The 26,984-nt window shown below is 65.8% G+C and carries 27 protein-coding genes and 1 tRNA gene; 14 read left to right on the forward strand and 14 right to left on the reverse strand.

All coding sequences use genetic code 11. From position 1 onward, the window contains the following. Positions 1-41: 41 nt before the first annotated feature. Both DI605_RS04185 and DI605_RS04190 read left to right on the forward strand, forming a co-directional pair. Entirely contained in the window at positions 42-239 is a 198-nt protein-coding gene (locus tag DI605_RS04185; RefSeq protein WP_293969502.1) for a DUF2093 domain-containing protein, read from the forward strand. Continuing rightward, positions 236-1,165, forward strand: a complete 930-nt coding sequence (locus tag DI605_RS04190; protein WP_293969504.1) for a M23 family metallopeptidase — start codon at positions 236-238, stop codon at positions 1,163-1,165. The genes DI605_RS04185 and DI605_RS04190 overlap by 4 nt, the downstream gene beginning before the upstream one ends. 57 nt (positions 1,166-1,222) lie before the next feature. Here the strand turns inward: DI605_RS04190 and DI605_RS04195 are convergent, their stop codons facing one another. From DI605_RS04195 to DI605_RS04215, 5 genes are all read right to left on the reverse strand, one after another. Beyond that, positions 1,223-2,197 (reverse strand): 2OG-Fe(II) oxygenase, encoded by a 975-nt coding sequence (locus DI605_RS04195; protein WP_293969507.1) that lies wholly within the window; start codon positions 2,195-2,197, stop codon positions 1,223-1,225. An 84-nt stretch (positions 2,198-2,281) separates the two neighbouring features. Then, positions 2,282-5,467 carry a TonB-dependent receptor gene (locus DI605_RS04200; RefSeq protein ID WP_293969510.1) on the reverse strand — a complete coding sequence of 1,062 codons (3,186 nt, stop codon included), beginning with the start codon at positions 5,465-5,467 and terminating at the stop codon, positions 2,282-2,284. Positions 5,468-5,698: 231 nt separating this feature from the next. After that, a complete protein-coding gene (locus DI605_RS04205; protein WP_293969513.1) occupies positions 5,699-5,956 on the reverse strand; it encodes a GlsB/YeaQ/YmgE family stress response membrane protein in 258 nt (85 codons plus the stop codon). A 195-nt stretch (positions 5,957-6,151) separates the two neighbouring features. Continuing rightward, positions 6,152-6,451, reverse strand: coding sequence for a DUF1153 domain-containing protein (locus tag DI605_RS04210; RefSeq protein WP_293969516.1), 300 nt, complete (start codon positions 6,449-6,451; stop codon positions 6,152-6,154). A gap of 114 nt (positions 6,452-6,565) precedes the next feature. Further along, positions 6,566-6,826 (reverse strand): hypothetical protein, encoded by a 261-nt coding sequence (locus DI605_RS04215; RefSeq protein ID WP_293969519.1) that lies wholly within the window; start codon positions 6,824-6,826, stop codon positions 6,566-6,568. 177 nt (positions 6,827-7,003) lie between these two features. Between DI605_RS04215 and mnmA the strand changes: the two genes are divergently transcribed. The 6 genes from mnmA to DI605_RS04245 all read left to right on the forward strand — a co-directional run bounded on the left by mnmA (position 7,004) and on the right by DI605_RS04245 (position 13,142). Next, positions 7,004-8,119 carry a tRNA 2-thiouridine(34) synthase MnmA gene (gene mnmA, locus DI605_RS04220; protein ID WP_293969522.1) on the forward strand — a complete coding sequence of 372 codons (1,116 nt, stop codon included), beginning with the start codon at positions 7,004-7,006 and terminating at the stop codon, positions 8,117-8,119. A gap of 58 nt (positions 8,120-8,177) precedes the next feature. Continuing rightward, positions 8,178-9,581 (forward strand): glycosyltransferase, encoded by a 1,404-nt coding sequence (locus DI605_RS04225; protein WP_293969525.1) that lies wholly within the window; start codon positions 8,178-8,180, stop codon positions 9,579-9,581. 251 nt (positions 9,582-9,832) lie between these two features. Further along, complete coding sequence (locus DI605_RS04230; protein WP_293969527.1) at positions 9,833-10,171, forward strand: P-II family nitrogen regulator; 339 nt, start codon at positions 9,833-9,835, stop codon at positions 10,169-10,171. Between the two features lie 72 nt (positions 10,172-10,243). Further along, a complete protein-coding gene (glnA, locus tag DI605_RS04235; RefSeq protein WP_293969530.1) occupies positions 10,244-11,656 on the forward strand; it encodes a type I glutamate--ammonia ligase in 1,413 nt (470 codons plus the stop codon). Positions 11,657-11,848: 192 nt separating this feature from the next. Further along, a complete protein-coding gene (locus DI605_RS04240; protein WP_293969533.1) occupies positions 11,849-12,628 on the forward strand; it encodes a hypothetical protein in 780 nt (259 codons plus the stop codon). Between the two features lie 13 nt (positions 12,629-12,641). Further along, complete coding sequence (locus tag DI605_RS04245; RefSeq protein WP_293969536.1) at positions 12,642-13,142, forward strand: N-acetyltransferase; 501 nt, start codon at positions 12,642-12,644, stop codon at positions 13,140-13,142. 100 nt (positions 13,143-13,242) lie between these two features. On the opposite strand, the gene DI605_RS04250 is transcribed toward DI605_RS04245, so the two are convergent. After that, complete coding sequence (locus DI605_RS04250; protein ID WP_367120027.1) at positions 13,243-13,377, reverse strand: PEPxxWA-CTERM sorting domain-containing protein; 135 nt, start codon at positions 13,375-13,377, stop codon at positions 13,243-13,245. A 31-nt stretch (positions 13,378-13,408) separates the two neighbouring features. Between DI605_RS04250 and DI605_RS04255 the strand changes: the two genes are divergently transcribed. Continuing rightward, positions 13,409-13,618 carry a hypothetical protein gene (locus tag DI605_RS04255; protein WP_293969541.1) on the forward strand — a complete coding sequence of 70 codons (210 nt, stop codon included), beginning with the start codon at positions 13,409-13,411 and terminating at the stop codon, positions 13,616-13,618. Positions 13,619-13,712: 94 nt separating this feature from the next. On the opposite strand, the gene bla is transcribed toward DI605_RS04255, so the two are convergent. Continuing rightward, on the reverse strand, positions 13,713-14,759 hold the full coding sequence (bla, locus tag DI605_RS04260; protein WP_293969544.1) for a class A beta-lactamase: 1,047 nt from the start codon (positions 14,757-14,759) through the stop codon (positions 13,713-13,715). A gap of 297 nt (positions 14,760-15,056) precedes the next feature. Between bla and DI605_RS04265 the strand changes: the two genes are divergently transcribed. Then, positions 15,057-16,646, forward strand: a complete 1,590-nt coding sequence (locus DI605_RS04265; protein WP_293969547.1) for a M28 family metallopeptidase — start codon at positions 15,057-15,059, stop codon at positions 16,644-16,646. 42 nt (positions 16,647-16,688) lie between these two features. On the opposite strand, the gene DI605_RS04270 is transcribed toward DI605_RS04265, so the two are convergent. From DI605_RS04270 to DI605_RS04285, 4 genes are all read right to left on the reverse strand, one after another. Next, complete coding sequence (locus tag DI605_RS04270; RefSeq protein WP_293969550.1) at positions 16,689-17,168, reverse strand: hypothetical protein; 480 nt, start codon at positions 17,166-17,168, stop codon at positions 16,689-16,691. 79 nt (positions 17,169-17,247) lie between these two features. Continuing rightward, on the reverse strand, positions 17,248-17,697 hold the full coding sequence (locus tag DI605_RS04275) for an Rrf2 family transcriptional regulator (RefSeq protein WP_293969553.1): 450 nt from the start codon (positions 17,695-17,697) through the stop codon (positions 17,248-17,250). 3 nt (positions 17,698-17,700) lie between these two features. Further along, on the reverse strand, positions 17,701-19,581 hold the full coding sequence (sppA, locus tag DI605_RS04280; RefSeq protein ID WP_293969556.1) for a signal peptide peptidase SppA: 1,881 nt from the start codon (positions 19,579-19,581) through the stop codon (positions 17,701-17,703). Between the two features lie 43 nt (positions 19,582-19,624). Then, positions 19,625-19,698, reverse strand: a tRNA-Gly gene (locus tag DI605_RS04285). Between the two features lie 140 nt (positions 19,699-19,838). On the opposite strand from DI605_RS04285, the gene DI605_RS04290 reads away from it, so the two are divergent. After that, positions 19,839-20,975: an FAD-binding oxidoreductase gene (locus tag DI605_RS04290; protein ID WP_293969559.1), complete on the forward strand. Its 1,137-nt coding sequence runs from the start codon at positions 19,839-19,841 to the stop codon at positions 20,973-20,975. A gap of 87 nt (positions 20,976-21,062) precedes the next feature. Here the strand turns inward: DI605_RS04290 and DI605_RS04295 are convergent, their stop codons facing one another. Genes DI605_RS04295 through ligK form a run of 3 tightly spaced genes read right to left on the reverse strand, consistent with a single transcriptional unit; the run spans position 21,063 to position 23,678 of the window. After that, entirely contained in the window at positions 21,063-21,959 is an 897-nt protein-coding gene (locus tag DI605_RS04295) for an amidohydrolase (RefSeq protein ID WP_293969562.1), read from the reverse strand. Continuing rightward, positions 21,956-23,011 carry a 4-oxalomesaconate tautomerase gene (locus tag DI605_RS04300; RefSeq protein ID WP_293969565.1) on the reverse strand — a complete coding sequence of 352 codons (1,056 nt, stop codon included), beginning with the start codon at positions 23,009-23,011 and terminating at the stop codon, positions 21,956-21,958. Before DI605_RS04300 ends, DI605_RS04295 begins: the two co-directional genes overlap by 4 nt. Beyond that, positions 23,004-23,678 (reverse strand): 4-carboxy-4-hydroxy-2-oxoadipate aldolase/oxaloacetate decarboxylase, encoded by a 675-nt coding sequence (gene ligK / locus DI605_RS04305; protein ID WP_293969568.1) that lies wholly within the window; start codon positions 23,676-23,678, stop codon positions 23,004-23,006. The genes DI605_RS04300 and ligK overlap by 8 nt, the downstream gene beginning before the upstream one ends. Before the next feature lie 116 nt (positions 23,679-23,794). Here ligK and DI605_RS04310 point away from each other — a divergent pair, with 116 nt between their 5' ends. Genes DI605_RS04310 through DI605_RS04320 form a run of 3 tightly spaced genes read left to right on the forward strand, consistent with a single transcriptional unit; the run spans position 23,795 to position 26,961 of the window. Beyond that, positions 23,795-25,009, forward strand: coding sequence for a LysR family transcriptional regulator (locus DI605_RS04310; protein WP_293969571.1), 1,215 nt, complete (start codon positions 23,795-23,797; stop codon positions 25,007-25,009). Between the two features lie 54 nt (positions 25,010-25,063). Continuing rightward, positions 25,064-25,939, forward strand: a complete 876-nt coding sequence (locus tag DI605_RS04315; protein ID WP_293969574.1) for an NAD(P)-dependent oxidoreductase — start codon at positions 25,064-25,066, stop codon at positions 25,937-25,939. Then, the gene (locus DI605_RS04320; protein ID WP_293969576.1) at positions 25,936-26,961 is read left to right on the forward strand and encodes an amidohydrolase family protein; all 1,026 of its coding nucleotides are present in this window, start codon (positions 25,936-25,938) and stop codon (positions 26,959-26,961) included. The genes DI605_RS04315 and DI605_RS04320 overlap by 4 nt, the downstream gene beginning before the upstream one ends. Positions 26,962-26,984 lie beyond the last annotated feature (23 nt).

Genomic DNA, 26,984 nt, shown 5'->3' on the forward strand with positions numbered 1-26,984 from the left:
GCTATCTCCCCGGAATTGGCAGCAAAGAGGATCGCGGAAACATGCTGATGGCGCAGGGGCGGCCCGCCCGGCTCCACTATATGGCGAATGGGTTTCGCGTGATGGCGGCCGGCGATCATGTCGTCTGCGCGATATCCGGCGAGCGCGTCCCGCTGGACGAGTTGCGCTACTGGAGCGTCGCCCGGCAGGAGCCCTATGCCAGCTGCGAGCTTTCGACGCAGGCGGAGCGCAAGGCTTGAAGCGCGCGCCCGCGCTGGCCTCGCTCCTCCTTGTGCTGGCGGGTTGCGCGGGGCGGCCGGTCGCCCCCGGTCCGGGCACGGCGCCGCCTCCGCCCGGCCGCCCCGTCGTCCCGCCGCCGCCGCGCATCGTCGGCCCGGATCTGTTCGGGCTACAGGGTGACATGACGCAGGGCACGCTGCTGCGCGGAGTCGCTCCGGCGGGCACGGCGCTGCTGATGCTCGATGGCAAGCCTGTCCGAATCGCGGCGGATGGCCGCTTCATCATCGGCTTCAATCGCGACGCGCCCGATCATGCGATGCTGGAGGCGCGCCTCCAGGACGGGCGCCTGCTGCGGCTGCCGCTCACGATCGGCAAGCGCGCCTGGGATATTTCGAACCTGTCGACGTTGCCGATGGGTACGTCGCCCAGCCCCGCCTACCAGAAGATCCGCGCCGCCGAACTGGCGCAGATCGCCGCCGCGCGCGCGCTGAACGCCAACAGTGACGGCTGGCGACAGAAGATGATCTACCCCACGACGGGCCGGATCAGCACGCTCTTCGGATCCCAGCGCATCTACAAAGGCGGGGTCGAGGGCGCCTATCATGGCGGCATGGACATCGCCCGGCCGACCGGCACGCCGGTGGCGGCGCCGGCCGATGGCGTGATCGCGCTGGCGACGGCGAAACCCTTCAGCCTGGAGGGCAATCTGGTGATGATCGATCATGGCTTCGGCCTGATGAGCGCGATCATGCATCTGTCGCGGATCGACGTGAAACAGGGGGATCATGTCCGGCAGGGCCAGATTATCGGCCTCGTCGGCTCCACCGGCCGTGCCACCGGCCCGCATCTCCACTGGGGGCTTACGTGGCAGGGCGCGCGGATCGATCCGCTGCTCGTGGCGGGGCCGATGCCGACGGGCGCGGCCACCACGGCGGGAGCGCGTTGATCGCGATTCCGATGCGCAAAGCCCCGCTCCCGCGCGGGCAGGCGCGCGAAATGGCCTTCAGCCCGCCGTCCAGGGATCGTGCGGCCCCAGCCTGATCCAGCGCGAGCAGAGCCATTTATGCCCGGCCGTCACCGGCATGCCCGCATGCGTGGCGCGCGGATCGGGAGTGCCGGCCGCATCGGTGTTGCGAAACAGCAGGCCATCGCCCAGCCTGCCCCGCACGCGCAGCCCGTTGGCGAGGAACATCGTCTCGCCGCCGCCATATCCCTCGTTCAGATAGACAAGCATCGTCCAGCCACGCTGATTGGGGCTGTGCGCGATCGCATCGTGATGCGCGCGATATTGCTGGCCGGGCGCATAGCGCAGCACGGTGAGCGGCTCGCCCTGTTCCACGCGCGTGCCGCTGGCGGCGGCGATCCGGGCGTTGAGTGCACGCACCGCGAGATCCTCGCGCGCCGGCCCGATCACGCCATCGTCCGCCGCGCGCACGGGATGCGGGATGGCGCGCCCGGTGCGTGGATCGATCACGCGCGCGGGCTCCAGTAGCGGATCGGCCGTCCGCGCGACATGCAGGCATTCGTCCGCGGTGAACAAGGCCGGGAAAAGCCGCACGTCCGGGGCGGATGAGAGGGGGCGGCCCACCGGGGGATCGAGCGGCAGCCCCTGCGTATCGATCCGCATGGCCCGAACGAGACGAAGCTGATCGGCCGCGAGGGGGTCGTCGGCGGCGGCCACTTCCAGCAAAGCGAGCGCACGGGGCCAGTCGGCCGCGCCGCCCGATCCGTTGGCGGTGAGCGCGATCTCCATCAGCGCGGCATCGACATGCCCGATCTCCACCGCGCGGCGCAGCCAGCTGCGCGCCGCTGGCAGATCGCGCGGCACGGGCGCGCCGATGAGATGCCACAGGGCAAGCTGATAAAGCGCGTCGACATCGCCGCGTTCGGCCGCCCCGCGCATCACGGCGATCGCCTCGTCGGGGCGGTCCGCGGCCAGCAGCGCTTCGGCGCGCTCGACGGGCGAAGTTGGGCTCACCCCGCTTTCATCCGCGCGAAAGAGGCAAAAGAAAAGGGGCCGGGAAGGCCCGACCCCTCGTCTTTTCGTTCCGGTCCCGAAGGATCAGAACTTCACGTTGACGCCCGCATAGCCGAAGCGGCCACGCACGTCGTAGATGCCCGATCCCGCGCCGACGCCGGTCAGGCCGAACGGCGGCATGCGATCGGTGATGTTGTCCACGCCGACATAGATCTGGAACTTCTCGTTCACGTCCAGCGAGAAGCGGATGTCGTGATAGAAGACGTCCGGATACTTCTTGAAATCGGCATAGTCGGCATTCTGCGCGGGCTGGCCGTTGAGGGCGTTATAATCCTCCCACGTATTCAGATACATCTTGTCGATCCAGCGCACCTGATAGCCGAAGGTGAAGGCGCCGCGCTTGAAGTTCAGGCTCGCATTCACGCGGTCCGAAGGATCGCCCAGTTCGTTCAGCAGGCGATTCTTGAAGGTCGGCGTGCTCGGATCGGTGAACTGATCGTTCTGGAGATAGTGAGTCCAGATGGCGTTCAGGCTGACCGTGCCGAAATCGAACTTCTTCACGTAGCTGACGTTCGAATTGATGACCCGAACGCGATACTTCGCGAAGTTCAGCGAAGACTGGAGCAGCGAGCCTTCCAGAACCTGGAAGGGGATTTCGCCGTTCGGGCCTCCGCTGGCGCCGGCACGCTGGAAGAGCGGGCAGAACTGGTTGTCCAGCGTCGGCGAGTCGTAGCAGAGGTTCAGGATGTTCTGCGCGCTGACCGAGGCGATCACGTTCTTCACCGTGATCTGCGCATAATCCACCGTCGCCGAGAAGCCCTTCAGGAAGCTCGGGGTGACGACGACGCCGGCCGTGTAGGAATCCGACTTTTCGACCCCCAGATTCGTATTGCCGCCGCTCACGATCTCCAGCGAGGCGCCATAGACATAGTCGTAGCTCGCCGGGCGGCCCGCCGCCGCGCAGTTGGCCGCGCGGGTGGAGGAGCCGGTGCCGATGTTGCGGGCCGAGCATGGATCGTTCGGTGCGGGCGCGAAATTCTGGCTGGGCGTGGAATAAAGCTCGGACAGGTTCGGTGCGCGGACGGAGCGCGAATAGGCGCCGCGGAACTTGATGTCCTCGATCGGCTTCCAGTCGACGCCGCCGCCATAGGCCCAGACGGTGCCCGCCGAGCCCTTGTAATCGGAAACGCGGGCGGAGCCGGAGAGCGAAAGTTCCTGGAAGAAGGGCACGTCCTTCAGGATCGGTGCGCGCAACTCGCCATAGAGTTCCTTCACCTCGAAGGCCGGCGCCGTGAATGCCGGGATCGCATTGTAGAAGGCGTAACCGGCCTGCGTGAGATCATCCAGATCGTAGCGGTTCGTCTCGCGGCGATATTCGAAGCCGAGCGAGAAGGCGACCGGGCCACCCGGAAGCTCGAACAGCTGGCTGGAATCGCCCGAAACGAAGCCATAGGCGTCGAACTGAGTGATCTTGCCGGTGGCGAGCGAAGCGACCGTCAGATAGTCGCGCGCGGCCTTGCTGACGGAGCCGTCACCGAAGGGATTGAGCGGAACGCAGGCCGCGATGTCGTTGTTCAGGATCGAGTCCACGCCGGCGGCATTCGAGCCGTCGACATAGGCGATGCGCGCCGCCGGATCGATCTGGGAACGGCAGACGATCTGGCCGGTGGCCGGATTTCGGACGGTATCGATCGCCAGCAGGTAGCGCTGGACGTTGATATTGCCCTGGATGAGGTTGCGTTCCTTGTGCTCGCCGTAATTGACGCCGACTTCATAGTTCCAGTCGTCGTTGAAATCGCCCTTCACGCCGGCGACGATACGGTAGGTCTCGCGACGGATCTTCTCGTCGCGAATGCCGAGATCCACCCAGTTGCGGCGCAGGTTGAATTTGAACGAGCCGTTGGCGATCGCCGTGCGCTGCGCGGTGGTCAGCGCCGGCGCGGTCGCGGCGGTCGAGTTCGGATCGACGCCCGCCGCCAGGATCTGGGCGGTAATCAGATCGCGCGCCTGGGTCGACAGGAAGGGATTGTCGAGGCGAACGCGCTCGCGATTGCCGGGATCGCCCAGCGTGGTGCCCTGCGAGAAGAAGGGGCCGCTCTGCGAGCCGAAGGCATCGGTGCGGCTATACTTGGCCTCGACGAACGGCGCGAAGGCCGGCGAGATCTCGTAATGCGCGAGCAGATTGGCCGAATAGCGTTTCAGATCCGGGGAAAGCGTGATGAGCTGTCCTTCGCGGCCCGAATAGCCATTGCCGCCCAGGAAGCTGCCGTTCGGGCCGATGCCCACGCGCGTTCCGGTCTGCGCGGCGAGCGAGCCATCCGGCTGGAACAGATAGGTGCAGGTGAAGGCGCCGCCGATGCCCTGATTGCCGGAGCCGCAACGGCCGCCGGTCGGCTGGCGCAGCGCGATCATGCCGCCCGTGGAGATGGTCGTGGAACGGATGTCGCGCAGGAACAGGCGATCCGGATTGCCATCGGAGCCCGAGGGATCGGTATCGACCACCACGAGGCCGTTATTCTGCGCCAGTTCCTTGCGGCCGCTCGCGAAATAGCGGGACTGGTGCGAATATTCGAGGTTGACCGCGATGTTGCCCCGGCCCTCGTTGAAATTCTTGCCGAACAGGCCGGAGACATACTGGTTGCCCGCGTCGCCCTTGTCGCTGATGCCGGACTGGCCGCGCACCTGGATGCCGTCATAATCCTGCTTCAGCACGAAATTGACGACGCCCGCGATCGCATCCGAGCCATAGATGGCCGAATTGCCGCCGGTGACGATTTCGGCGCGCTCCAGCAGATCCATCGGGATCGTGTTGATGTCGGGCGAAACGCCGTTGACGAGGATATCGCCGGCGACGTGGCGGCGGCCATTCTGCAGCACCAGCGTGCGCTGCGTGCCGAGGCCGTAAAGGTCGATCAGGCTGATGCCGCGCGTGCCGAGGAAGCGCGTGCTGTTCTGCTGGCTGTAGGTGTTCCGGAGCTGGGGCAGCTCGTTCAGGATATCACCCACGGAGAGTTTACCGCTCTGGAACAGTTCCTCACCGGCCACCACCGTCACGGGAACGGTCGATTCCAGGTTCGGCTGGCGGATGCGCGATCCGGTCACGACGATGGCGGCGTTGGAAACATCGGTGTCGGTGACGGGAGAGGTGGCGCCGGCGGCCTTGGCCGCCTCGATCGCCTCCGGCGTGGTCTGTGCAACAGCGATCGACGGCAGCAGCGCCAAGGCGCCCGCGGCGAGCGCGCTCGCTCCGAGAAAACGGGTTTTTTTCATGAAATCGGCCCCTGAAGATGTCGGCGATTTTGCATCGCTATGACACTTTCATGATCCTGCCGTCCGGGGCTGCGCAATTGTTAATTTGAGGTTCAGGTGCGGAAGGCAGGAGTATTGTTGCTCGATTGCAACAGGTCATTTCACGTACGAAACAAACAAAAACCCGCCCCGACTCGCGTCGGGACGGGCTTTTCCCGCGCCGCGGGCGGCGCGCCTTCAGAGGCTTTCCGGTTAGCGGACGGTGCCGCGACGAACCAGATTGACGATCGCCAGCAGGACGATCGCGCCCACGAGCGAGGTCAGGAAGGTGTAGAGCGAGAGGCCTGCATTGTTGATCGTGCCGCCCGTGAAGATCAGTCCGCCGATGAAGGCGCCGACGATGCCGACGACGACGTTAAGAACGATGCCCTGCTGCGCGTCCGTGCGCATGACCAGGCTGGCCAGCCAGCCGACGACGCCACCGATGATCAGCCAAAGAATAAGTCCCATATGATCCTCCATCCGCTGCCGCGCCCTTGTTTCCGGACGGGCGATGCTGATGGACTAGACGCACCGGGGGCGAAACGGTTCCGTGTTTCCGGGCTTGTCAAGCCGGATGTCGCGCTCCGGATAAAGAAAGGCACCGCCCCGCGCCCATCGGCGAGGCGGTGCCTTTCTTGTCGGCCCGCTGACGCGGGCGCGCGATCAGAAGCGCTGCTGGCGCTCGTAGAGGGATTTGTAATGCTGGATGCGCGTCACGCGCAGGCCCGGCATGCCGGATCGCTCCACCGCGCGCTTCCAGCTGGCGAATTCCTCCATCGTCAGGTCGTAACGTTCGCACACCTCCTCGAAGGTCAGCAGCCCGCCGTTCACGGCCGCCACCACCTCGGCCTTGCGACGTACGACCCAGCGTGTCGTGCCGGGGGGCGGCAACGAATCCAGGGTCAAAGGTTCCCCCAGCGGCCCGACGACCTGCGCCGGCCGGATTTTCTGATTCTCGATCATTTTGGTCCCTGTACCTGGCCGATCGACCGCAAGCCGATCAGGTGACGTTTCCCGGAAAGGGGCTGTAAGGCTGTCATTTCAACGAAGCTTGAAACGCAACGGTTAAGAACCCGGTCATTTTTTCTCATTTTTGTCCTCCGGATCCGGAGCATCGGTGCTGAAGCGATGTCCCAGCGCCGCCGCGGACGATGGCAGGCCGGTTTCGCTGGAAAAAAGCGCGTGGAGCGCCGCATGTGGATCCACAGGCGCCTCTCCCCGTTCGAGATTCACCCGTCCCGTGGGGGTGGCGGCCTGCGCGGCGACGAGGGCGGCCTTGAGCATTGAATAATCGGGCGCGATCGATTTCGCGCCCTTCATCCCGATGGTAACCTTCATTTCAACCGCCTTCCGTCAGCCTCATTGACGGCCCGGCGGCGCGACATTTTAGCCCCATCGGGATTTGGAATCGGGTATCGCTACGCCATTGGTCGATCCTGGCGGCCGTGAGGATGCCGCATGCGTCTCCCGCTCGTGCTTCCCCCGCGCGCGATGACGCTCTAGAAGGCGCGCATCATGCAGATCGACTTCCAGCTCGAGGGCAAGGGCGCTCGTCCGCGCATCGTCGTCGCCATGTCCGGCGGCGTCGATTCGTCGGTCGTGGCGGCGCTTGCCGCGCGTACGGGCGCCGAGACGATCGGCGTGACCCTTCAGCTCTACGATCATGGTGCTGCTGTTGGCCGCGCCGGCAGCTGCTGCGCCGGGCGCGATATCGCGGATGCGCGTGCTGTGGCCGACAGGCTCGGCATCGCCCATTATGTGATCGATCGCGAAAGCAGCTTTCGCGAAAGCGTGATCGATCGTTTCGCGGACGATTATATGGCCGGCCGCACGCCCATACCGTGCGTCCGCTGCAACATGGGCGTGAAGTTCACCGATCTGCTGGGTCTCGCACGCGAACTCGGGGCGGATTGCCTCGCCACTGGTCATTATGTTCGCCGGATGATGGGGCAGGAGGGGGCGGAGCTTCATCGCGCGATCGATCCGGCGCGCGACCAGAGCTATTTCCTGTTCGCCACCACGGCCGCCCAGCTGGATTTCCTGCGCTTCCCGCTCGGTGGCCTGGAGAAGAGGGAGGTGCGCGCGATCGCGGCCGAACTCGGTCTTGGCGTCGCCGGCAAGCCGGACAGCCAGGATATCTGCTTCGTGCCCGATGGCGATTATGCGGGCCTCGTCGCCCGCCTGCGGCCCGAGGCGGAGGCGCCGGGTGACATCGTCGATCTTTCCGGCCGCGTGATCGGCCGGCATCGCGGCATCACCCGTTACACGGTCGGCCAGCGCCGGGGGATCGAGATTGGCGGCCAGGCCGATCCGCTCTACGTCGTCCGCATCGAGCCGGAGGCGAAGCGGCTCGTGGTCGGCCCCCGCCGCGCGCTGGCGGTGGCCTCGGCGCGCCTGTCCGAAATCAACTGGATCGGCGGCACGCTGGATCCCGCGCGGCCGCTTACCGCCAAGGTCCGCTCGCTCGCCAAGCCGACGCCGGCGCGCTTCGATGGTGAGGCGGTGCACTTCTCCCTTCCCGAATATGGCGTCGCCCCGGGGCAGGCGGCGGTGCTGTATGATGGCGATCGCGTGCTGGGGGGCGGCTGGATCGAGGAAACGATCGGCGCGGAGCTGACAGAGGCGGCATAGTCGGGCGCGCCTCCGCCCACGCGGATCGTCGCCCGCCCGCGCGGATCATATTGGGTGGATGGTTGACGGCCGCGCCGCTTCGCGTGATCCCTGCCGCCCGATGCGCTTCCTGTTCACCTGCATTCCGGGGTTCGGGCATTTCCACCCGATCGTGCCGCTGGCCCGCGCGCTGATCGCGGCGGGGCATGATGTCGCGATCGTCACGGCGCCGGCCTTCGCCCCGGCCGTCACGCGGGCGGGGCTGGAGGCGATCCCCGCCGGGCTGAACTGGGATGAATCGCGCCTTCTGGGAACCCAGCCGGAGCTTTGCGACATCGCCGCCGAATATCAGGGCGAATGGCTGATGCAGACGATCTTCCTCGATCGCTCGCCGCGCCGGATGGTGCCGGATCTCCTGAAGATCATTCCGGCGTGGCGGCCCGACGCGATCCTTTCGGGCACGTTCGAATTCGGCGGCCCGCTCGCCGCCGAATTGCTGGGCGTGCCGCATGTGAGTTGCAGCATCTCGATCCGCTGGGATCGCTGGATCCTCGATCGTATCGTCGGCAGGCCGATCGCGGCGCTGCGTCGCGAATTCGGCTTGCCGCCCGATCCGAAGCTGGGTGCCTTCGGCCGGTTCCTCGATCTCTGCTTCGTGCCGCCCTCCTGGACGCTGACGCAGGCGCTGCTGCGCCCAGCGCTCACCCGCACCGTCTGGGGGCGCGTGGTGAAATCCGATCTGTCGCTCGGCCAGCGCGGGCTCGGTGCGAAGGCGCTGCTGCTCCAGCGGCTGCTCGCGCTCAACCAGCGCCTGCGCCCCGGTCAGGCCGAGGCCGGGGCGACCACGCATTTCATCGGCCAGGCGCTGGGCGAAGGCGATGCGCCGCCGCCGCCCGAATGGCTTGCGCGGATGCCGCGTCGGCCAACCGTCTATGTCAGCCTCGGCACGGTCTTCAGCGGCCAATATCCCGATGTGTTCGCCCGGATCCTGGAAGGCCTGCGTGACGAGCCGATCAACCTGATCGTCACGATGGGGGGCACGGTCGATCCCGCGCGTTTCGGCCCGCAGCCGGAAAATGTCCGCATCGAGCGCTTCATCACGCAGGATGTGCTGCGGACGCTGCTTCCGCATGTCGATCTGTGCATCAACCATGCAGGCTACAGCAGCGTGATGGAGGCCTCGATCCGGGGCATTCCGCTGCTGCTGCTGCCGCTCACGGCGGATCAGCCGGTGATCGCGCAGATGTGTTATGAAAATGGCGTGGCGGTGGATCTGCCCGCGCCGGCATGGCGGTTGAGCGCCAAGGGCCTGCCGATCATCCGGCCTGATCGGCTGACGCCTGCCATCGTCCGCGATGCGGCGCGGCGCGGGCTGGATGACCCGGCCTATTGCGCCGCGGCCCGCGCCCTGCAAGCGCGCATGGCCGCGCTTCCGGGGCTGGATAAGGCGGTGGCCCTGCTGGAAAGACTCGTCGCCGTCTGAGCCGCTGAGGGCGAGTCTCGCGCCCGGAGTCGCGCGGTTGCGCTTGAGGCGGCCGTCCGTTCGATTTGCCTTCCAAAACTGCCGTCAAAGCGAGCAATGGCGACCGGATATGCTCGCTTTGCGGGCAGTCGATTGGATTTCCATCGCATAAGCCGGTGCTCCGCTTGCCAGCCTGCGAGTGGCACGCTTATTGAAGCTGGCTTGCTGTCCTGGCGTCCGGGACGCGCGTCTTGCGTCCGGGGAGGGGCGAGGTGAAGAAAGTCGAAGCGATCATCAAGCCGTTCAAGCTGGATGAGGTGAAGGAAGCGCTCCACGACGTGGGCGTATCGGGCATCACGGTGATCGAGGCCAAGGGCTTCGGGCGCCAGAAAGGCCATACCGAGCTTTATCGCGGCGCCGAATATGTCGTGGATTTCCTGCCCAAGGTGAAGCTGGAGGTCGTCGTCGAGGACGGCCTAGCCGAGCGCGTGGTCGAGGCGATCCAGAATGCGGCCCAGACGGGGCGCATCGGCGACGGCAAGATCTTCGTCAGCACGATCGATACGGTCGTGCGGATCAGGACCGGGGAGAGGGATGCCGACGCGATCTGATCGATCGCGCGACAGGCAATGCGGCCAACGAGCCGCGACAGGTTTCCGGAATTTTAGCGGGAAGGGCTAATCATGGCGAACAAGGCGTCCGACGTTCTCAAGCTGATCAAGGACAAGGAGATCGAGTGGGTCGATCTTCGCTTCACCGATCCGAAGGGCAAGTGGCAGCACCTCACGATGGTGTCCGGCGTCGTCGGCGAGGGTGAGCTGGAAGACGGCTTCATGTTCGACGGTTCCTCGATCGAGGGCTGGAAGGCCATCAACGAATCCGACATGATCCTGAAGCCGGATCTGGATGCCGTGTGGGTCGATCCCTTCTCGGCCACTCCGATGCTGATCCTGGTCTGCGACATCGTCGAGCCTTCGACCGGCGAGCTTTATGCGCGCGATCCGCGCTCCACGGCGAAGCGCGCCGAGGCCTATGTCGGCACGCTTGGCGTGGGCGACACGGTCTATGTCGGCCCGGAAGCCGAATTCTTCATGTTCGATAACGTGCAGTTCGATAACACCTACGACACGTCCTATTACAAGATCGACGATGTCGAGCTGCCGACCAACACCGGCAAGGAATATGAGGGCGGCAATCTGGGCCACCGTCCGCGCGCCAAGGGCGGTTATTTCCCGGTCGCCCCGGTCGATCCCGCGACCGACATCCGCGCCGAGATGGTCTCCACGATGCTCGAAATGGGCCTTCCCTGCGACAAGCATCACCACGAAGTGGCGGCCGCGCAGCACGAGCTGGGCCTCACCTTCGGCACGCTCGTCCAGACGGCCGATCGCATGCAGATCTACAAGTATGTCGTGTGGAACGTCGCCAATGCCTACGGCAAGACGGTGACCTTCATGCCGAAGCCGATCGCCAAGGATAACGGCTCGGGCATGCACACCCACATCTCGATCTGGGACAAGGGCAATCCGCTGTTCGCCGGCAATGGCTATGCGGGCCTGAGCGACATGTGCCTGTACTTCATCGGCGGCGTCATCAAGCACGCCAAGGCGCTCAACGCCTTCACCAACCCGACCACGAACAGCTACAAGCGTCTGGTGCCGGGCTATGAGGCTCCCGTGCTGCTGGCCTATTCGGCCCGCAACCGCTCGGCCTCGTGCCGCATTCCGTACGGCTCGGGCGCCAAGGCGAAGCGCGTCGAATTCCGCTTCCCGGATGCGATGGCCAATCCGTATCTCTGCTATGCGGCGCTGCTGATGGCCGGCCTGGACGGCATCGAGAACAAGATCCACCCCGGTGAGGCGATGGACAAGAATCTCTATGATCTGCCGCCGGAAGAGCTGAAGGAAATCCCCACCGTCTGCGGTTCGCTCCGCGAGGCGCTGGATAGCCTGGCCGCCGATCATGCCTTCCTCACGAAGGGTGGCGTGTTCACCGAGGATCAGATCGAAAGCTATCTCGAGCTGAAGTGGCCGGAAGTGTATCGCTGGGAAATGGCGCCCAGCCCGGTCGAATTCGACATGTATTATTCCTACTGATCCCAGGCGGATCATCGGAAGCCGGCTTGCCGGACCAAGGAGGGCGCCCGCAGCGATGCGGGCGCCCTTTTCGTTGGGGAGGAAAAATAGCGGGCAGTACCCTCGATGAAATAAAATTTCAGAATAGAGGGCGTTCTGCGGTGGCTGCTTATGCGCTATTCCGTTGGTGGGGCGATCTGCAGGGGGATAAAGATGGAGTTGGGTGTATCGATAGCGACGGTTGCATATCGATGGATGGCCAGTCTTTTCGCAACACCGTCATTTGTAGGATCATTGCTAACGGCTGGGGTGACAGTGGCCGGATTCTATTACGCCAACCGTCAGATAAGAAATGCGAGTTTGCAGATCGAGCAAGCTGCCGAGCGTCACAATGAGGAAATGACATGGCGGCGATCCGAATTCGTCCGGAAGCTCCTATCGGATATGGCGAATGACGAAAAGGTTTCCCTGATTTACCGGGTTCTCGATTGGCGAGATGGTCCCGCCCTGATCCCGAAGGATCTGCAAATATTCTTCGAGGAAGATAAATCGGGGAATCACCACTCGTCAAAAATACTCAATATAGAATGGAGCGTATTCGTCGAATCCATTTCTGTTATAAAGAATGACGGATGGACCGATCCTATACCATACACGTATAGAACGTGTTTCGATTCATTTTTATCATTTATTCAACAAACTGTTACTGATCTTAGATCTGCAAAAATCGACGAAATTATGTATGCTGATTTGACGTTTTATTGTCATCGCATAATAAATCCGCTGAATAATTTAAGAAAACCTGATGAAATTGCGTCAGAGAAATTCAAAGATTACATTGTAGAATATTATAACGATGAAACTTATAATTACATACTTAGATGTTCAAAATATTATCAAGGAGTATTCATCGATAACGATGTGTCGCTTGATCGGGCGTCGGCCGTGATATCCGACGATATGGAGTCCGCTCCTTCGTTTGAATCTAAATGATTGTGGGGAAATTATGCCGACCGAAACGTCCTTCGCATGGGACAAAACTCCAGCTGTAGCTGCTGAGGCCGCCGCCTTCGCGGCGGCGATGATTGGGCGGGACCCGGCCTATATCAGCCACGGTGAAATTCAGACGGGGCTCAGCCCCGACGGCAAGACCTGGTTTCCGGACTTGCCGGCTCTTTATGCGGAGGATTTTTCCTCGCTTGGCGATGATCGCGATCTGCTGGTGGCGCGGGACGCTGTCGGCGTCATCGTCGGCGTGGCGATCGTTGCGTGGGAGCAGTCCACGCGGCGGCGGTTCGCCGTTCTCGAGGATATGGTCGTCTCACCGGATAGTCGTTCGGGTGGCATCGGTCGTGAAATGATACAGAGAGTCGAGCAGCACATAAATGAACGTGGGATCGAATGGCTTTTTCTCGAAAGCGGGCTGCACAACGAGCGGGCACATAAGTTCTTCGCGCGCGAAGGTTTCGGCATGACGGGTCATGTATTCGCCAAGAGATTGGAATAAAATGGTTTATAGCCTAGGGGCGTCCAAGATATTGAATGGCCTGCCATCTTTCGAATTGGCCTCAGCGCCATTGCTCGCGCGGGCGGTCAACATGCTGATGTCATTTTTGACTGGACTTTGACCGGCGCGCGTTCCGATAGGCGAAACGCACGGTCGGCCTGCGCCGTCGCATCGTCGCGCCGACCAGCCCGAAGCCGCCGATGAACATCGCCCATGTCGCCGGTTCCGGCACCACGGCCGCCGTCCGATAGACGCCCGAGGCGGAGGTGCTCGCCGAGATGGAACAGCGAAGCGTGGCTGAAATCGCGGACCGTGAAGGCGCCCGCGCAATCCATGTCCATGAAGAGGCGAAAGCCGATCGCGCTGTGTCCGGTCGGGATGATGAAGGCGGAGGCTATGTCCGTCGCGCGATAGCCGGTGCCGTGAAGATCCGGTTCGTCATCGCCTGCGCTTACACGCCCACTTTCGTGCAGTGACGACGGGGCAAACCGTCGAGGTCGGGGCGCGCGCCATATGCGAACCTCTCTCGCATCTTGGTGAAAGCGACGTCTGGGCGGATCGCCCCGCGCTTTACCGGACCGCGCTGCGCTCCTCGGTGTCGCCCGCCGCCGCCTCGATGGGGCGTGACGAGCCGAAATGATCGTAGAGGATGCGCGAAAGCTGGGCGATCTTGCGATCGTGCGCGCGCGCGCCGCCCGCGCCCGTCTCGAAGATGGCGACCGCCAGTTCGTGGCCGTTGGGCAGGCCGACGATGCCGACATCGTCGGTAATGCCGTTCATCGTGCCGGTCTTGTGCGCGACGGGCGTTCCCGCCGGCAGCAGGCCGCGTATCCGCCCCGATCCCGTGCGGCAGCGCGCCATCACCTCGAACAGATAGAGCGTGCGTTCTTTGTCCAGCAGCTCGCCGTTGCGCAGCTTGGCGAGCAGGGCCGCCATCGCCTCCGGCGTGGAACTGTCCCGTCGATCGCCCACGGGCGCGGCACGCGGCACGGATACGGTGATCCAGTGCCGCTTCTTGCCGTGGCCGACGCGGATGCGCTTCTTCGTCTCATGATCGCGCAGCAGTTCGGCGATGGACCGGTCGACGCGCTGGCCGCTGATGCCGGCCGTGGTGAGCCAGCGGCCCAGCGCGTCCGTTCCGCCGATCGCGGCGAGCAATATGTCGGCGGAGGTATTGTCGCTGCGCGTCAGCATCTCGTCCAGCGCCTGCGCGCCGGAAAGCGCCCGTTGCGGCGCGCGCATATTGCCGATGCCGCTCGCCATCTTCCGCTGGTCCGTCGGCAGGCGATAGGTGGCATCCAGCGAGAGTTTGCCTCGTTGCACGCCGTGGAGAAAGGCGGCGGCGATCGCCACCTTCACCGTGCTGGCCATCGGGAAATGCTGGTCACCGTTCACGGAGACCATATCCCCCGTCGTCATGTCGATCGCGGCGAGGCCGACGCGTGCGGATCCGCTGCGGGCCTCGGCGTCCAGCTTGGTCTGCAGCATCGCCAAGGTGGGATTCTTGCGGGCGAGCGAGGGGGGATCGAGCCGCACCTGTTCGGTCGCGGCGGCACCGCCATTGGCGGGAACGGTCAGCATCACGGCGGCGATGGCCGCCAGCAGAGATCCTCTCACGGCGTCTCCCAACTCATGCCCCATTGGAATCCATCGCGAGTCGCTGTGCAAGAGTCCCGCCGCCCGTGCGTCGCATCCAGCCGTCCGTTCGGCGCGCAAAGGCACGCCATCCGGCCCGAATGCGGGGCTGGCCAGGCGCATGCCGGGATCCGGAGACAGGCGGGAATGAGCGGCTTTTTTCCGCCTCGGGCCGCATCGCCGGCGTGTTGGCGCGCCGCTTTCCTGCGCGATCGCGCGCGGCCCTTTTCTTGCGCGCGGCACTCGGCCATCGTGCGACGAACCGATCCGGGAGATCCCATGCGCCGTCTGCTCGCCACCGCCGTTTCGCTGCTCGCCGCCACCGCTCCTGTCGCCTCGTCGGCCGCGGCGACGCGCGGGGAACAATGGTGGGCGCATGTGCAGGCGATCGCCGCCGATGACATGAAGGGGCGGCTCACCGGAACGCCAGATCATCTGCGCGCGGCCGATTATGTGATCGGCCGCCTGAAGGCGATGGGGCTGCAGCCGGCGGGCGTGGACGGCTTCTTCCAGCCGGTGGGCTTCACCGAGCAGCGCATCCTGGGGCCGCTCACGCAGGCTTCGCTGGAAGGGCCGGGCGGCTCGGTGCCGCTGAAGGTGCCGGATGCGATGATCATCTCGGGCGGTGGCGGCCCCGCACCGGATATGATCGACGCGCCGATGGTGTTCGCGGGATATGGCCTGCGCATTCCGGAGGCCGGCTATGATGACTTCGCCGGGCTGGATGTGAAGGGCAAGATCGTCGTCGTCATCGCGGGCGGCCCTTCCACCATATCCGGTGCGCTCAAATCCAATGCGCGTTCGGAACGGACCAAATATCTGGCGGAAAAGGGCGCCGTCGGCATCCTCGCCCTCACGCCGCCCAAGCAGATCGAGATTCCGTGGGCGCGCCGCATGGGCATTTCGTCCCAGCCGGCCATGTTCCTGGCGGATGGGGGGATGCGCGATATCAAGACGCGCTTCTTCTCGGCCATGTTCGATACCGCCCAGTCGGAACTGCTGTTCAAGGGTTCCGGCCACACGTTCGAGGAGGTGGGCACGCTCGCCGACGCATCGAAGCCGGTGAAGGGCTTCGATCTCGCCCAGCGCCTGAAGGTGAAGGTGGCGAGCGAGCGGCGCGAGGTGACCTCACCCAATATCGTGGCGAAGATGCCCGGCAGCGATCCAGGGCTGGAGGATGAATATGTCGTCGTCTCGGCCCATCTTGACGGGTTGGGCGTGGGCGAGCCGATCAAGGGCGACACGATCTATAACGGCGCCATGGACGATGCCTCGGGCGTCGCTACCGTGCTGGAGATCGCGGCCAAGCTGAAGGCGGATGGCGCGAAGCCGAAACGATCGATCCTGTTCGTGTTCGTGACGGCCGAGGAGAAGGGGTTGCTCGGCTCGCGCTATTTCGCCGCGCACCCCACGGTGCCGAAGCAGGCGATCGTCGCCGATCTGAATTTCGATATGCCGCTGCCGCTCTGGCCGCTGAAGAATGTGATCGTGCTGGGCGCGGAGGAAAGCAGCCTGGGTGAGGTGGCCAAGGCCGTCAGCATGGCGCAGGGCCTGCCGCTCACGCCCGATCCGCTGCCCGATCGCAACAGCTTCACCCGTTCCGACCAGTTCAGCTTCATCCGCGTCGGCATCCCGTCCGTCGCCTTCAAGTTCGGCTTCGCGCGCGGCACGCCGGAAGAGGCGATCGAGAAGGAATGGCGCGCCGTCCGCTATCATTCGCCTTCCGACGATGTGGATCAGCCGGTCGAGAAGGAAGAGGCGGTGAAGCTCAACGATTTCGTGGCGGAAATGGCGCTGCGCGTGGCGAACACGCCGAAGCGCCCGGCCTGGAATGCGGACAGCGCGTTCCGCAAATTCGTGAAGCCCTGAACCGCGCGGGGCGTGCTCCCGCGAAAGCGGGGGCAGGGCGGCTCAGCGATAGGTGGCCGAAACGTCGAGCTTCAATCCCCGCAGCGCCGTCACGCGGGGGCCGGCGCAGACGGGCGCGGCGATCAGCCGCATCCAGCGCCGCTGCCCGTCTCCCCCGTTTATCATCGCATCGAGGATGAAGCCGCGCCGGTGGCGGATCGCATAAGCGCGCAGCCGCTCCATCGCCGCGCGCGATTCCTCGGCATAGAGGCCCACGGTTTCCTCGCGCGTTGGCGTGGCATCGCGCGGCAGGCCGAATATGTCGAATATCGTGCCGGACCAGGTGAGCCGGTTGTCGTCGGTGAGATCGCAGGACCATTGCCCGATGCCGTCGCGCTGCGCCGCATCGCGATCCAGCGGGCTGATCGGGGAAAAAGCGCGCTCGAATGCGTCGGTCCGATCCATCAGCCCCAGATCGAAGCGCTGCTCCTGTTCGAAAAGGGGCCAGCTATGATGCAGTTCCAGTGGCAGGATGGGACGCAAGATCGATCCTCGATGAAGGCGGTGCTCAGGCTAGGCTCCGGCCGTCACCAAAATATGTATGCCGCGGTCGCCCGCGCCCTCATTCGGCCGGCTCCAGCATCGATCCGGCGCAATGGGGATCGCGCGCCGCATCCGCCAGCGTGCGATTGTCCAGCACGGAGGCGAGCTGTTCGCGCGCATCCAGCATCACCCTGCGCAGCGCACAGGCGGCCTCGTCCGGGCAATCGCGGCATGGGCGGTAGAAATTCTGGCTCGCGCAGCCGATCAGCGCCAGCGGCCCCTCGATCGATCGGATCACCTCGCCGAAGCTGATCTCGCTGGGCGGGCGCGTGAGCATATAGCCTCCGCGCGGCCCCCGCGTGCTGACGACGAAGCCGTTGCGCTTCAGATCCACGAAGATCGCCTCGAGGAATTTGCGCGGCACGTTGGCGGCCGTCGCGATCGTCACGATCGGCATCGGCGCGGTCGCGTCGCACGATGCCAGATAGAGCAGCGCCTTCAGCGCGTAGCGGCTGTGCTGGGAAAGCATATCCTAGTGCCCCAACCGGGCGAGCAGGCCGGGCAACAGCGCCCGCACGGTCGCGGGCTCGGCCCTGGATTCGGCGCCGCCGCATTCCAGGCAGCGCACCTGCACCACGGGCCCGGAAAGGATCGATCCCGCATCGGCCAGCGCGCGCAGCGCCGTCGTCTGCGGCGCGCGCGCGATCCGGGCGAGCGGATCGGTCACGGCATCCGTATCGCGATCGGGGCGGCGCTCCGCCCAGTCGCGCAGAAGCGCCTTGTAGGGATTGGGATCGCGCTCGATCCAGCGCGGCCGCGCATCCCCGCCGGAAAGCTTCGCGGCGGTGGCGGCGAAGGCGATGGCGTCATCCAGCCCGCCGAAGCGATCGACCAGCCCCAGCTGCCGCGCCGTGCCGCCGGCCCACACATGCCCCTGGCCGATCTCGTCCACATGGGCCGGCGTCATGTGCCGTGCCGCGCCCACGATCGTCATGAAGCGGGCATAGGTGCTGGTGATGCTGCCCTGGATCAGCCGGTCGATCGTGGGGGACGTGCCCTTGTAAACGTCCGGTTGGCCGGAAAGCGGCGTCGTCGCCACGCCATCCGCGGTCAGGCCAAGCTTGGCGAGCGTGCCCTCGAAAGTGGGGATGAGCGCGAAAACGCCGATCGATCCGGTGATCGTCGCGGGATCCGCGAACACGGCCTGGCCCGGCGTCGACACCCAATAGCCGCCGGACGCGGCGACCGATCCCATCGAGACCACGATCGGGATGCCCTGCGCCTTGGCCTCCAGGATCGCGCTGCGAATCCGCTCCGATCCTGTCACCGATCCGCCGGGGCTGTCGACGCGCACCACGAGCGCCTTGATCCGCTTCTTCGCCAGTTCGTCGGTCAGCAGCCGGGCGATCGTCTCGCCGCCGGCCGTGCCAGGCCCGCGCTCGCCATCCACGATCTCGCCCGCGATCGTCACCACGCCCACACGTCCGGCGGCGGCTTCCGGGTGCGCGGCCAGATAGCGATCGAGGGGAAGCGACTGATAATCGCCGGACTTGCCGCTGGTCGGGGCGCCCGCCAGCTGCGCCACGCGCTTGCCGAAGGCGATCCGGTCCCCGAGTCGATCGACCAGCCCGGCGTCCAGCGCTGCCTTGCCGGTGTCGTTGCCCGCGCGCTCCAGCGCGCCGGCCGGATCGGAAATATAGGGCGCCAGCCGTGCCTTGGGCCGTGCCTTGGAGACATCCTCGCCCCAGCGCGCCCACAGGCTGTCCGCCAGGGCCTGGTTGGCCGCGCGTGCCTCGGGCGATTGATCGGCGCGGATATAGGGCTCGCCCGCCGATTTGAAGCGACCGACACGATAAAGGTGCGCGGTCACGCCCAGCTTGTCGAGCAGGCCCTTGTAATAGAGGCGCGAGCCGCCGGGGCCGCTCAGGAAGATCGCGCCCAGCGGGTTCAGCCACACTTCGCTGGCGTGGGCCGCCAGTTGGTAGCCGTCATCGGCATAGCCGGTCGCATAGACGAGCACCGGCTTGCCGGCGCTGCGCACCGTATCAATCGCCTCGCCCGTTTCCGCCAGCGCAGCCTGTCCGCCGCCCGTGAAGCGATCGAGATCGAGCACCACCGCCTTCACCTGCGCATCGGTGGCGGCCACGCGCAGCGCGCGGATCACGTCGCGCAGCCGATATTCGCGTGTGGCGGGGCCATTGCCCGAAAGCACCGCAACCGGATCGGCGTCGGCCGGCTGTTCGACGATCGCGCCGTCCAGTTTCAGCACCAGCGCGCCTGCCCCCGGCAAAGCGGGGTTGGGGCGAACGGAAAGGGCCGCGAACAGGATCGCGAAAAACAGCAGCATCAGGAGGAGGACCAGCGCATCCTTGATGCCGACCAGCAGCCGCCAGAAGCCCTTCAGGACACGCATCACGCCGCCTCCGCGTGCGAAACCAGCGGCCCCCCGTCAGAGGTGGAGCGGGTGAAGGGAATCGAACCCTCGTCGTAAGCTTGGGAAGCTTCTGCTCTACCATTGAGCTACACCCGCGAAACCGGCGAAATTCCGCGATTGATTTCCGTCCCGCCCGGTTGGAATGTCGGGTGGACCGGAGCCCCTCGATTAGCGGCCCGCGCGAGCCCCGGCAAGCCCGCCGCGTGGATGCGGCCGGTCCGATGAAAGGGGGCGCGGTGCGGCAGGTCGATATCGTCGTGATCGGGGGCGGGATCGCCGGGCTTTCTGCGGCGATGCGCCTCGCCCGCCGCGCGCGGACCGTGGTGATCGAGCGCGAGGGGGCGCTCGGCTATCACTCGTCCGGCCGCAGCGCGACGTTCAGCCATTTCGGCATCGGCGATGCGGCGGTGCGCGGCATGACGGCCGCGAGCCGACCCTTCTTCGAGACGCCGCCGGATGGCTTCGTCGAGCGGCCACTTTCCTTCGCCAAGCCGGCCATGTTCATCGCCACCGAGGAGCTGATCGGCGAGCTGCGCGCGCTGGAGAGCGAGATGACGCGCTACACCGATACGATCACGCGTGTCAGCCCGGCCGAGATGCTGGAGATCGTGCCCGTTTTGAAGACGGGGGTGGGCGGCATCGTCGAGGGGCTGCTGGACCGGAGCGGGCGCAAGCTGGACAGCGATCTTCTGTTGCAGGCCTGTGCGAAGGCGGTGCGCGCGGCTGGAGGAGAGGTGGTGACGGAGGCGGGCGCGATCGGCCTGCGACGCGAGGGCGAGCGCTGGATCGTCGATACGGCGGGCGAAACCTATTCCACTGCCACGATCGTGGATGCCGCCGGCGCCTGGGCGGACGAGGTGGCGATCGCCGCCGGCGTGCGCCCGCTCGGGCTCCAGCCGATGCGGCGCACGATCATCGGCTTCGATCCGCCGGAAGGGCTGGATGTATCCGCCTGGCCCTTCACCAAGACGGCCGGCGACGAAGGGTTTTACATGCTGCCCGATGCGGGCCGGCTGCTCGCCTCGCCCATGGATGTGACGCCGACCGAGCCCACGGACGCCCAGCCCGAGGATTTCGATATCGCGCTCGCGGCGTGGCGCGTGGAGGAGGCGACCACGCTGGAAGTGGGGCGAATCAAGGCGAAGTGGGCCGGCCTGCGCACCTTCACGGCGGACAAGGTGCCCACGGCCGGCTTCGCGCCGGATGCGCCGGGCTTCTTCTGGCTGGCGGGGCAGGGCGGCTATGGCCTGCAGACGGCGCCCGCCATGGCGCTGGCGACCGAGGCGCTTCTGTTTGGCGAGGCATGGCCGGAAGAGCTGGCCGCCTATGGCGTGCGGCCGGACCAGATCATGCCGGATCGGCTGTTCGCCTGATCCGGTGGCGCGCGGCCAAGGCGCGATCTCCGGGAAAGTTTGGAAGCTGCCGGGCAATGGCCGCGAGGCGCATTGCCCGGCAGGGGTTCAGTCGGCCCAGTAAAGCCGCATCGGATTGTCGACGAGCAGCTTGCGCTGCAAGTTCTCGGTCACGGCGATCCTCGGGATCACGTCCACCAGGCCGCCATCGTCGGGGATGCGGGTTTCCATATTGGGGTGCGGCCAGTCCGTGCCCCACAGGACGCGATCCGGATAGGCTTCCACCAGCGGGCGCACGGCCGCCACGAAATCATCATAGGGGGCACCCGCCGGATCCAGGCGGTCGGGGCAGGTAACCTTCACCCAGATGTCGTCCCGGCTATCCATCAGCGCGCGGAAGGCGGTCATGTCCGCGCCGCCCGGTCCCTGCGTCACGTCGGGGCGGCCCATATGATCGATCACCACCGGCACGGGGATGGCCGCGATGAAGGGCTTCATTTCCTCAAGGATATCCGCCTCGAAATAGATGACGACATGCCAGCCCAGCCGCCGGATGCGTTGCGCCACCGCGAGGAACTTGTCCTTGGGCGCATCGTCGACGAGGCGCTTGAGAAAGTTGAAGCGGATGCCGCGAACGCCGCCGGCATGCAGCGCATCCAGATCCTCGTCCGAAATGGCCGGATCGACGACGGCCACGCCGCGCGCAAGGCCGTTCGATCGGGCGATGCCGTTCAGCGTCGCTGCATTGTCCGTGCCGTGGCAGCTGGCCTGCACGATCACGTTGCGCGCGAAGCCCAGCCGATCGCGCAGGGCGAACAGCATTTCGGGCGTCGCGTCCTGTGGCTGATATTTGGCCTTGGGGCTGAACGGAAAATCCGCCGCCGGCCCGAAGACGTGGCAATGGGCGTCCACGGCGCCGGCGGGCGGCACGTAGGCAGGCTTCGAGGGCGTCAGCGTCCAGCTGCGGACGCGGCCCCGGGAATCGATGACGTCGTCCATGCTCATGCGAATATCGTCCCGTCCATCAGCTTGCGCGCGGTGCGGAGCAAAGCGGCGGTGGCCACCTGCCCCTTTTCGTCGAGCGTGAGCACGCAGCTCATCTCGCCCGTGGGATGTTCCACTGAAAGCGTCTTGGTGGATCCGTCCGGGATCTTCGCCACATCGGCGGCGGGCGATCCCTTGACGAGGCAGGCGGTGGCCACGCTCACCGCGCCGAGCACGCCGATCGTGGCGTGGGCGCGATGGGGAATGAAGCTGCGCACCGTCACCGCGCCGCCCTGGGCCGGTGGCGCCACCAGCATCATCTTGGGCACGGATTTGTCCTTCACGTCGCCCAGGTTCATCATCGGCCCGGCCTTCAGGCGGATCGCCTCGATCCGCGCCTTCAGCGACGTCCAGTTGTCCAGAACGTCCCGATCCTCATAGCCGGTGGCGCCGACATCCTTCGCCTTGAAGACGACGCAGGGCATGCCGTTGTCGATCAGCGTGCAGGATACGCCCTCGATCATGTCGGCGGCGTTGCCGGTGGGGAGCAGCGCGCCGCAGGAGGAGCCGGCCGTGTCGCGAAATTCCAGCGGCACCGGCGCGGCCGTGCCGGGCACGCCGTCGATCGCGGCCGTGCCTTCATAGGCCGGCACGCCGCCCGGCGTCTCGCAGGTGGCGACGGCGACCTGTCCGGTATTGACCATGAAGATCGCGACCCTGGTCTGCTCGCCCGTTGCGGGCACGAGGCCCCGTTCGATCGCGAAGGGGCCGACGCCGGCCAGCATGTTCCCGCAATTCTGGGAGTCCGTGACGATCGCCTGATCCACGAACACCTGCAGGAAAAGATAGTCGACATCGACGCCCGGCCGATCCGATTTCGAAACCACGGCGACCTTGGACGTCAGCGGATCGGCGCCGCCCATGCCGTCAATCTGGCGTGGATCGGGCGATCCCATCGCGCGCAGCAGGAAGGCGTCGCGCGCCTCCGTTTCGGCCGGGAGATCGGAGGCGAGGAAGAAGCCGCCCTTCGAGGTGCCTCCCCGCATCCACATGCAGGGAATGGCCTCACTCATAGACGAGCCCCATTTCTTCCAGCCGGGGGCGCATGTTGTAGATGTCGAGGCCCAGTTCGCCCGCCGCCAGGCGGATGCGCTTGGCTTCCTCGGCCGCCTCGCGCGCCTGCGCCTTCTTCAGCACATCGTCGGCATCGGCGCGCTTGACGACGCAGACGCCGTCATCGTCGGCCACGATCACGTCGCCGGCCTCGATCGCGGCATTGGCGCACACGATCGGCACGTTGACCGATCCCAATGTGCCCTTGATCGTGCCCTGCGCATAGACGGCGCGCGACCAGACCGGGAAGTTCATCTGGGTCAGGTCGCGCACGTCGCGCACGCCGGCATCGATGATGAGGCCGCGACAGCCCCGTGCCTGCGCGGACGTGGCAAGGAGATCGCCGAAATAGCCGTCGAAGCAGGGGGAGGTCGGGGCCAGGACGAGGATGTCGCCGGCCTGAAGCTGCTCGATCGCGACATGCACCATCCAGTTGTCGCCGGGGGGCGATGAGATGGTGACGGCCGATCCCGCGATGCGCGCGCCGGGATAGATGGGGCGCATATAGGGCGCGAGCAGGCCGATGCGGCCCTGCGCCTCGTGCACCGTGGCGACGCCGGCATGGGCCAGGCCATCGATCACCTCGGCTTGCGCGCGCTGGATATTGCGGACGACACGTCCCGCCATTCTCACTCTCCTCGAGATTTGGCCCTGAGCTTTGGTGCCGGGGATTGGCCCGGCGGGCCGCCATCCTCCAATCACAAATGGACCGCGCCTATAAGATTTTGCTAAGTCCATGCTCGATGTCGCTCAAGCCCTTCGATCTCAACCTGCGCCATTTGCGGGCGCTTGCCGCGATCGTCGCGCACGGCAGCATGAGCGCGGCCGCGCAGGCCGTGAACCTTTCGCAGCCCGCGCTCACGCAAGGCCTGGCCAAGATCGAGCGGCAGCTGGGAACCAGCCTGTTCGATCGCCGTGCCGATGGCGTACGCCCCACGCAGTCGGGCCTGCTGATGGCGGAGCGCGTGGGCGCGGCGCTGGATCATCTGGCGGAGGCGACGCGCAGCGGCCTGCGCGGCGGCGGGCGGGGCTTCGCCCGGCCCGATCTGCTGATGACGGCCACCCAGCTTCACGCCTTCCTGAGCCTAGTCGAGGCGGGGAGCTTCGCGGGCGCCGCCATTCGCACCGGCATCACCCAGCCCGCGCTCCACCGGGCGGTGCGCGATCTGGAGCAATTGTGCGGCGTGCCGCTGGCCGAACGATCGGGGCGCGGCCTCGTCGTCACGAGCGCGGGGCGCAAGCTGGCGCGCGGCGTACGCCTCGCCGCGGCCGAGATCGGGGCGGCGATCGGAGAGATTTCGCCCGATCCGGGCATCGGCAGCGGCATCACGATCGGCGCGATGCCGCTTTCGCGGGCGCTCCTGCTGCCGGCCGCGATCGCGTCGCTGGTTCGTGCCGAGTCGCGCGCGGCGATCGACGTGCGCGAGGGATCGTGGCGCGAACTGGTCGATCCCCTGCGCGATGGCTCGATCGATCTGATGGTGGGGGCGTTGCGCGATCCGCCGCCGGCCGGATTGCGCCAGGATCATCTGTTCGAGGATCGGCTCGTCGTGGTGGCGCGCGCCGGGCATCCTCTGGCGGCAATCCCCGATCCCACGCTTGCGGATTATGCGCGCTACGGCTGGATCATCGGCCATGGCGATACGCCGCTCCGCCAGCATTGGCAGGATCTGTTCGCGGGTGCGACCCTGCCGCTGGCGCCGATCGAGTGCGGATCGGTCATGGTGATACGCGGGGTGCTGCACCAGAGCGACCTGCTGACCCTGCTCTCGCCCGAACAGGTGGCGATCGAAATGGAGAGCGGCGCGTTGTGCCAGATCGGGCCGCCTCTGCATCACGGGGAGCGCCCGATCGGCATCACGACGCGCGAGGGCTGGCGCCCCACGGGGGTGCAGCAACGCTTTATCGAAATGCTCCGTGAGGCGGCACGCGCAACAAGACTTCAGGAAAGCGAATAGCTCGGCGGCTTTTCGATTGGCCGGAAGAGCGGAGCGCCCCTAGCCCTTTCGCTCATGGAGAGGTCGGATCTGAATTTCATCGGTTTCGGCGAGGCCGCGCAGGCCTTTGCGAACGGCATGCCGCTTTCGTTCGGCGCTTATGATCGCAAGGCCGATATCGCCGCCACGCGCGAGGCCAAGCTTGCCGATTATCGCCGGGAGGGCGCCATTCCTTGCGCCGCTAATGCGGATGCCGTCGGCGCCACGCCCCTGATCCTGTCGCTTGTCACCGCGGATCAGGCCTTGCTCGCCGCGCGGGAAAGCTCCGCGCGGATCGCGCCCGGCGCGCTCTATTGCGACATGAATTCCGTCGCGCCCGATACGAAGCGGGCCGCCGCCGCCCTGATCGATGCGGCGGGCGGCCGCTATGTGGATGTCGCGGTGATGGCCCCCGTCCATCCGGCGCGGCGCGCGGTGCCGCTGTTGCTGAGCGGGCCGCATGCCGCGGCGGGCGAGGCGGCGCTGCGGGCGGCGGGCTTCACGAAGCTGCGCATCCTGCCGGGCGGGATCGGCGCCGCCTCCGCCACCAAGATGCTCCGCTCGGTGATGGTGAAGGGGCTGGAGGCGCTCACGGCCGAATGCGTGCTGGCCGCGCATCGCGCCGGGCTGACGGAGGAGGTGTTCGGCGCGCTCAACGCGAGCTGGCCCGGCACGGACTGGCTGGAGAAGGCCGATTATAATCTGGAGCGGATGATGGTCCACGGGATCCGCCGCGCCGAGGAGATGGAGGAGGTCGTCAAGACGCTCGACGGGCTCGGCACCGGCTCCGCGATGACGCGCGGCACGGTGGAGCGTCAGCGCGCGATCGGATCCATGGGTTTGAACGCAGAGGGATCGCTGGGTGCGAAGATCGCCGCGATCCTGCAGGAAAAACAGGAAAAAGCCGCATGACGCTGATTATCGACTGCCACGGCCATTACACCGTCCTGCCCAAGGGGCATGATGCCTGGCGCGAGGAGCAGAAGGCCGCTTTCAAGGCCGGCACCACGCCGCCGCCCTATCCGGAGATTTCGGACGACGAGATTCGCGAGACGATCGAGGCCAATCAGCTGCGCCTCATCAACGAGCGCGGCGCGGATCTCACGATCTTCTCGCCCCGTGCCTCGGCCATGGCGCCCCATGTGGGGGATGAAGGCGTCGCCAAGGAATGGGCGATCCGCTGCAACGATCTGATCGCGCGCGTCGTCGCCCTGTTTCCGGAAACGTTCGTGGGCGTCTGCATGCTGCCGCAGAGCCCGAAGGCGGACATGGCCAATTCGATCGCGGAGCTGGAGCGCTGCGTGACGGAGCTGGGCTTCATCGGCTGCAATCTCAATCCCGATCCGGGCGGTGGCCACTTCACCCATCCGCCGCTGACGGATCGCTACTGGTATCCTTTCTACGAAAAGATGGTCGAGCTGGACGTGCCGGCGATGATCCACGTCTCGGGCAGCTGCAATCCGGCGATGCACGCCACGGGCGGCTATTATATCGCGGCGGACACCATCGCCTTCATGCAGCTGCTGGAAGGCGATCTGTTCAAGGATTTCCCCAGCCTGCGCTTCATCATACCGCATGGCGGCGGTGCTGTGCCCTATCATTGGGGCCGCTATCGCGGGCTGGCGGACATGCTGAAGAAGCCGGATCTGGCGACGCACCTGATGAACAACGTCTTCTTCGATACCTGCGTGTATCACCAGCCGGGCGTAGATCTGCTGGCGGACGTGATCGAGAACAAGAATATCCTGTTCGGATCGGAGATGGTCGGCGCGGTGCGGGGCATCGATCCCACCACCGGCTTCTATTTCGATGACACCAAGCGTTACGTCGATGCGCTGGCGATCAGCGATGCGGAAAGGCACGCCATTTTCGAGGGCAATGCCCGGCGCGTCTTCCCCCGCCTCGATGCGAAGCTGAAGGCGCGCGGCCTCTAGGGCGCGCGCGGGCGAGGAGAGAG

Origin of the sequence: Sphingomonas sp. (assembly GCF_003248515.1) — a bacterium.
Lineage (GTDB): Bacteria > Pseudomonadota > Alphaproteobacteria > Sphingomonadales > Sphingomonadaceae > Sphingomonas_I.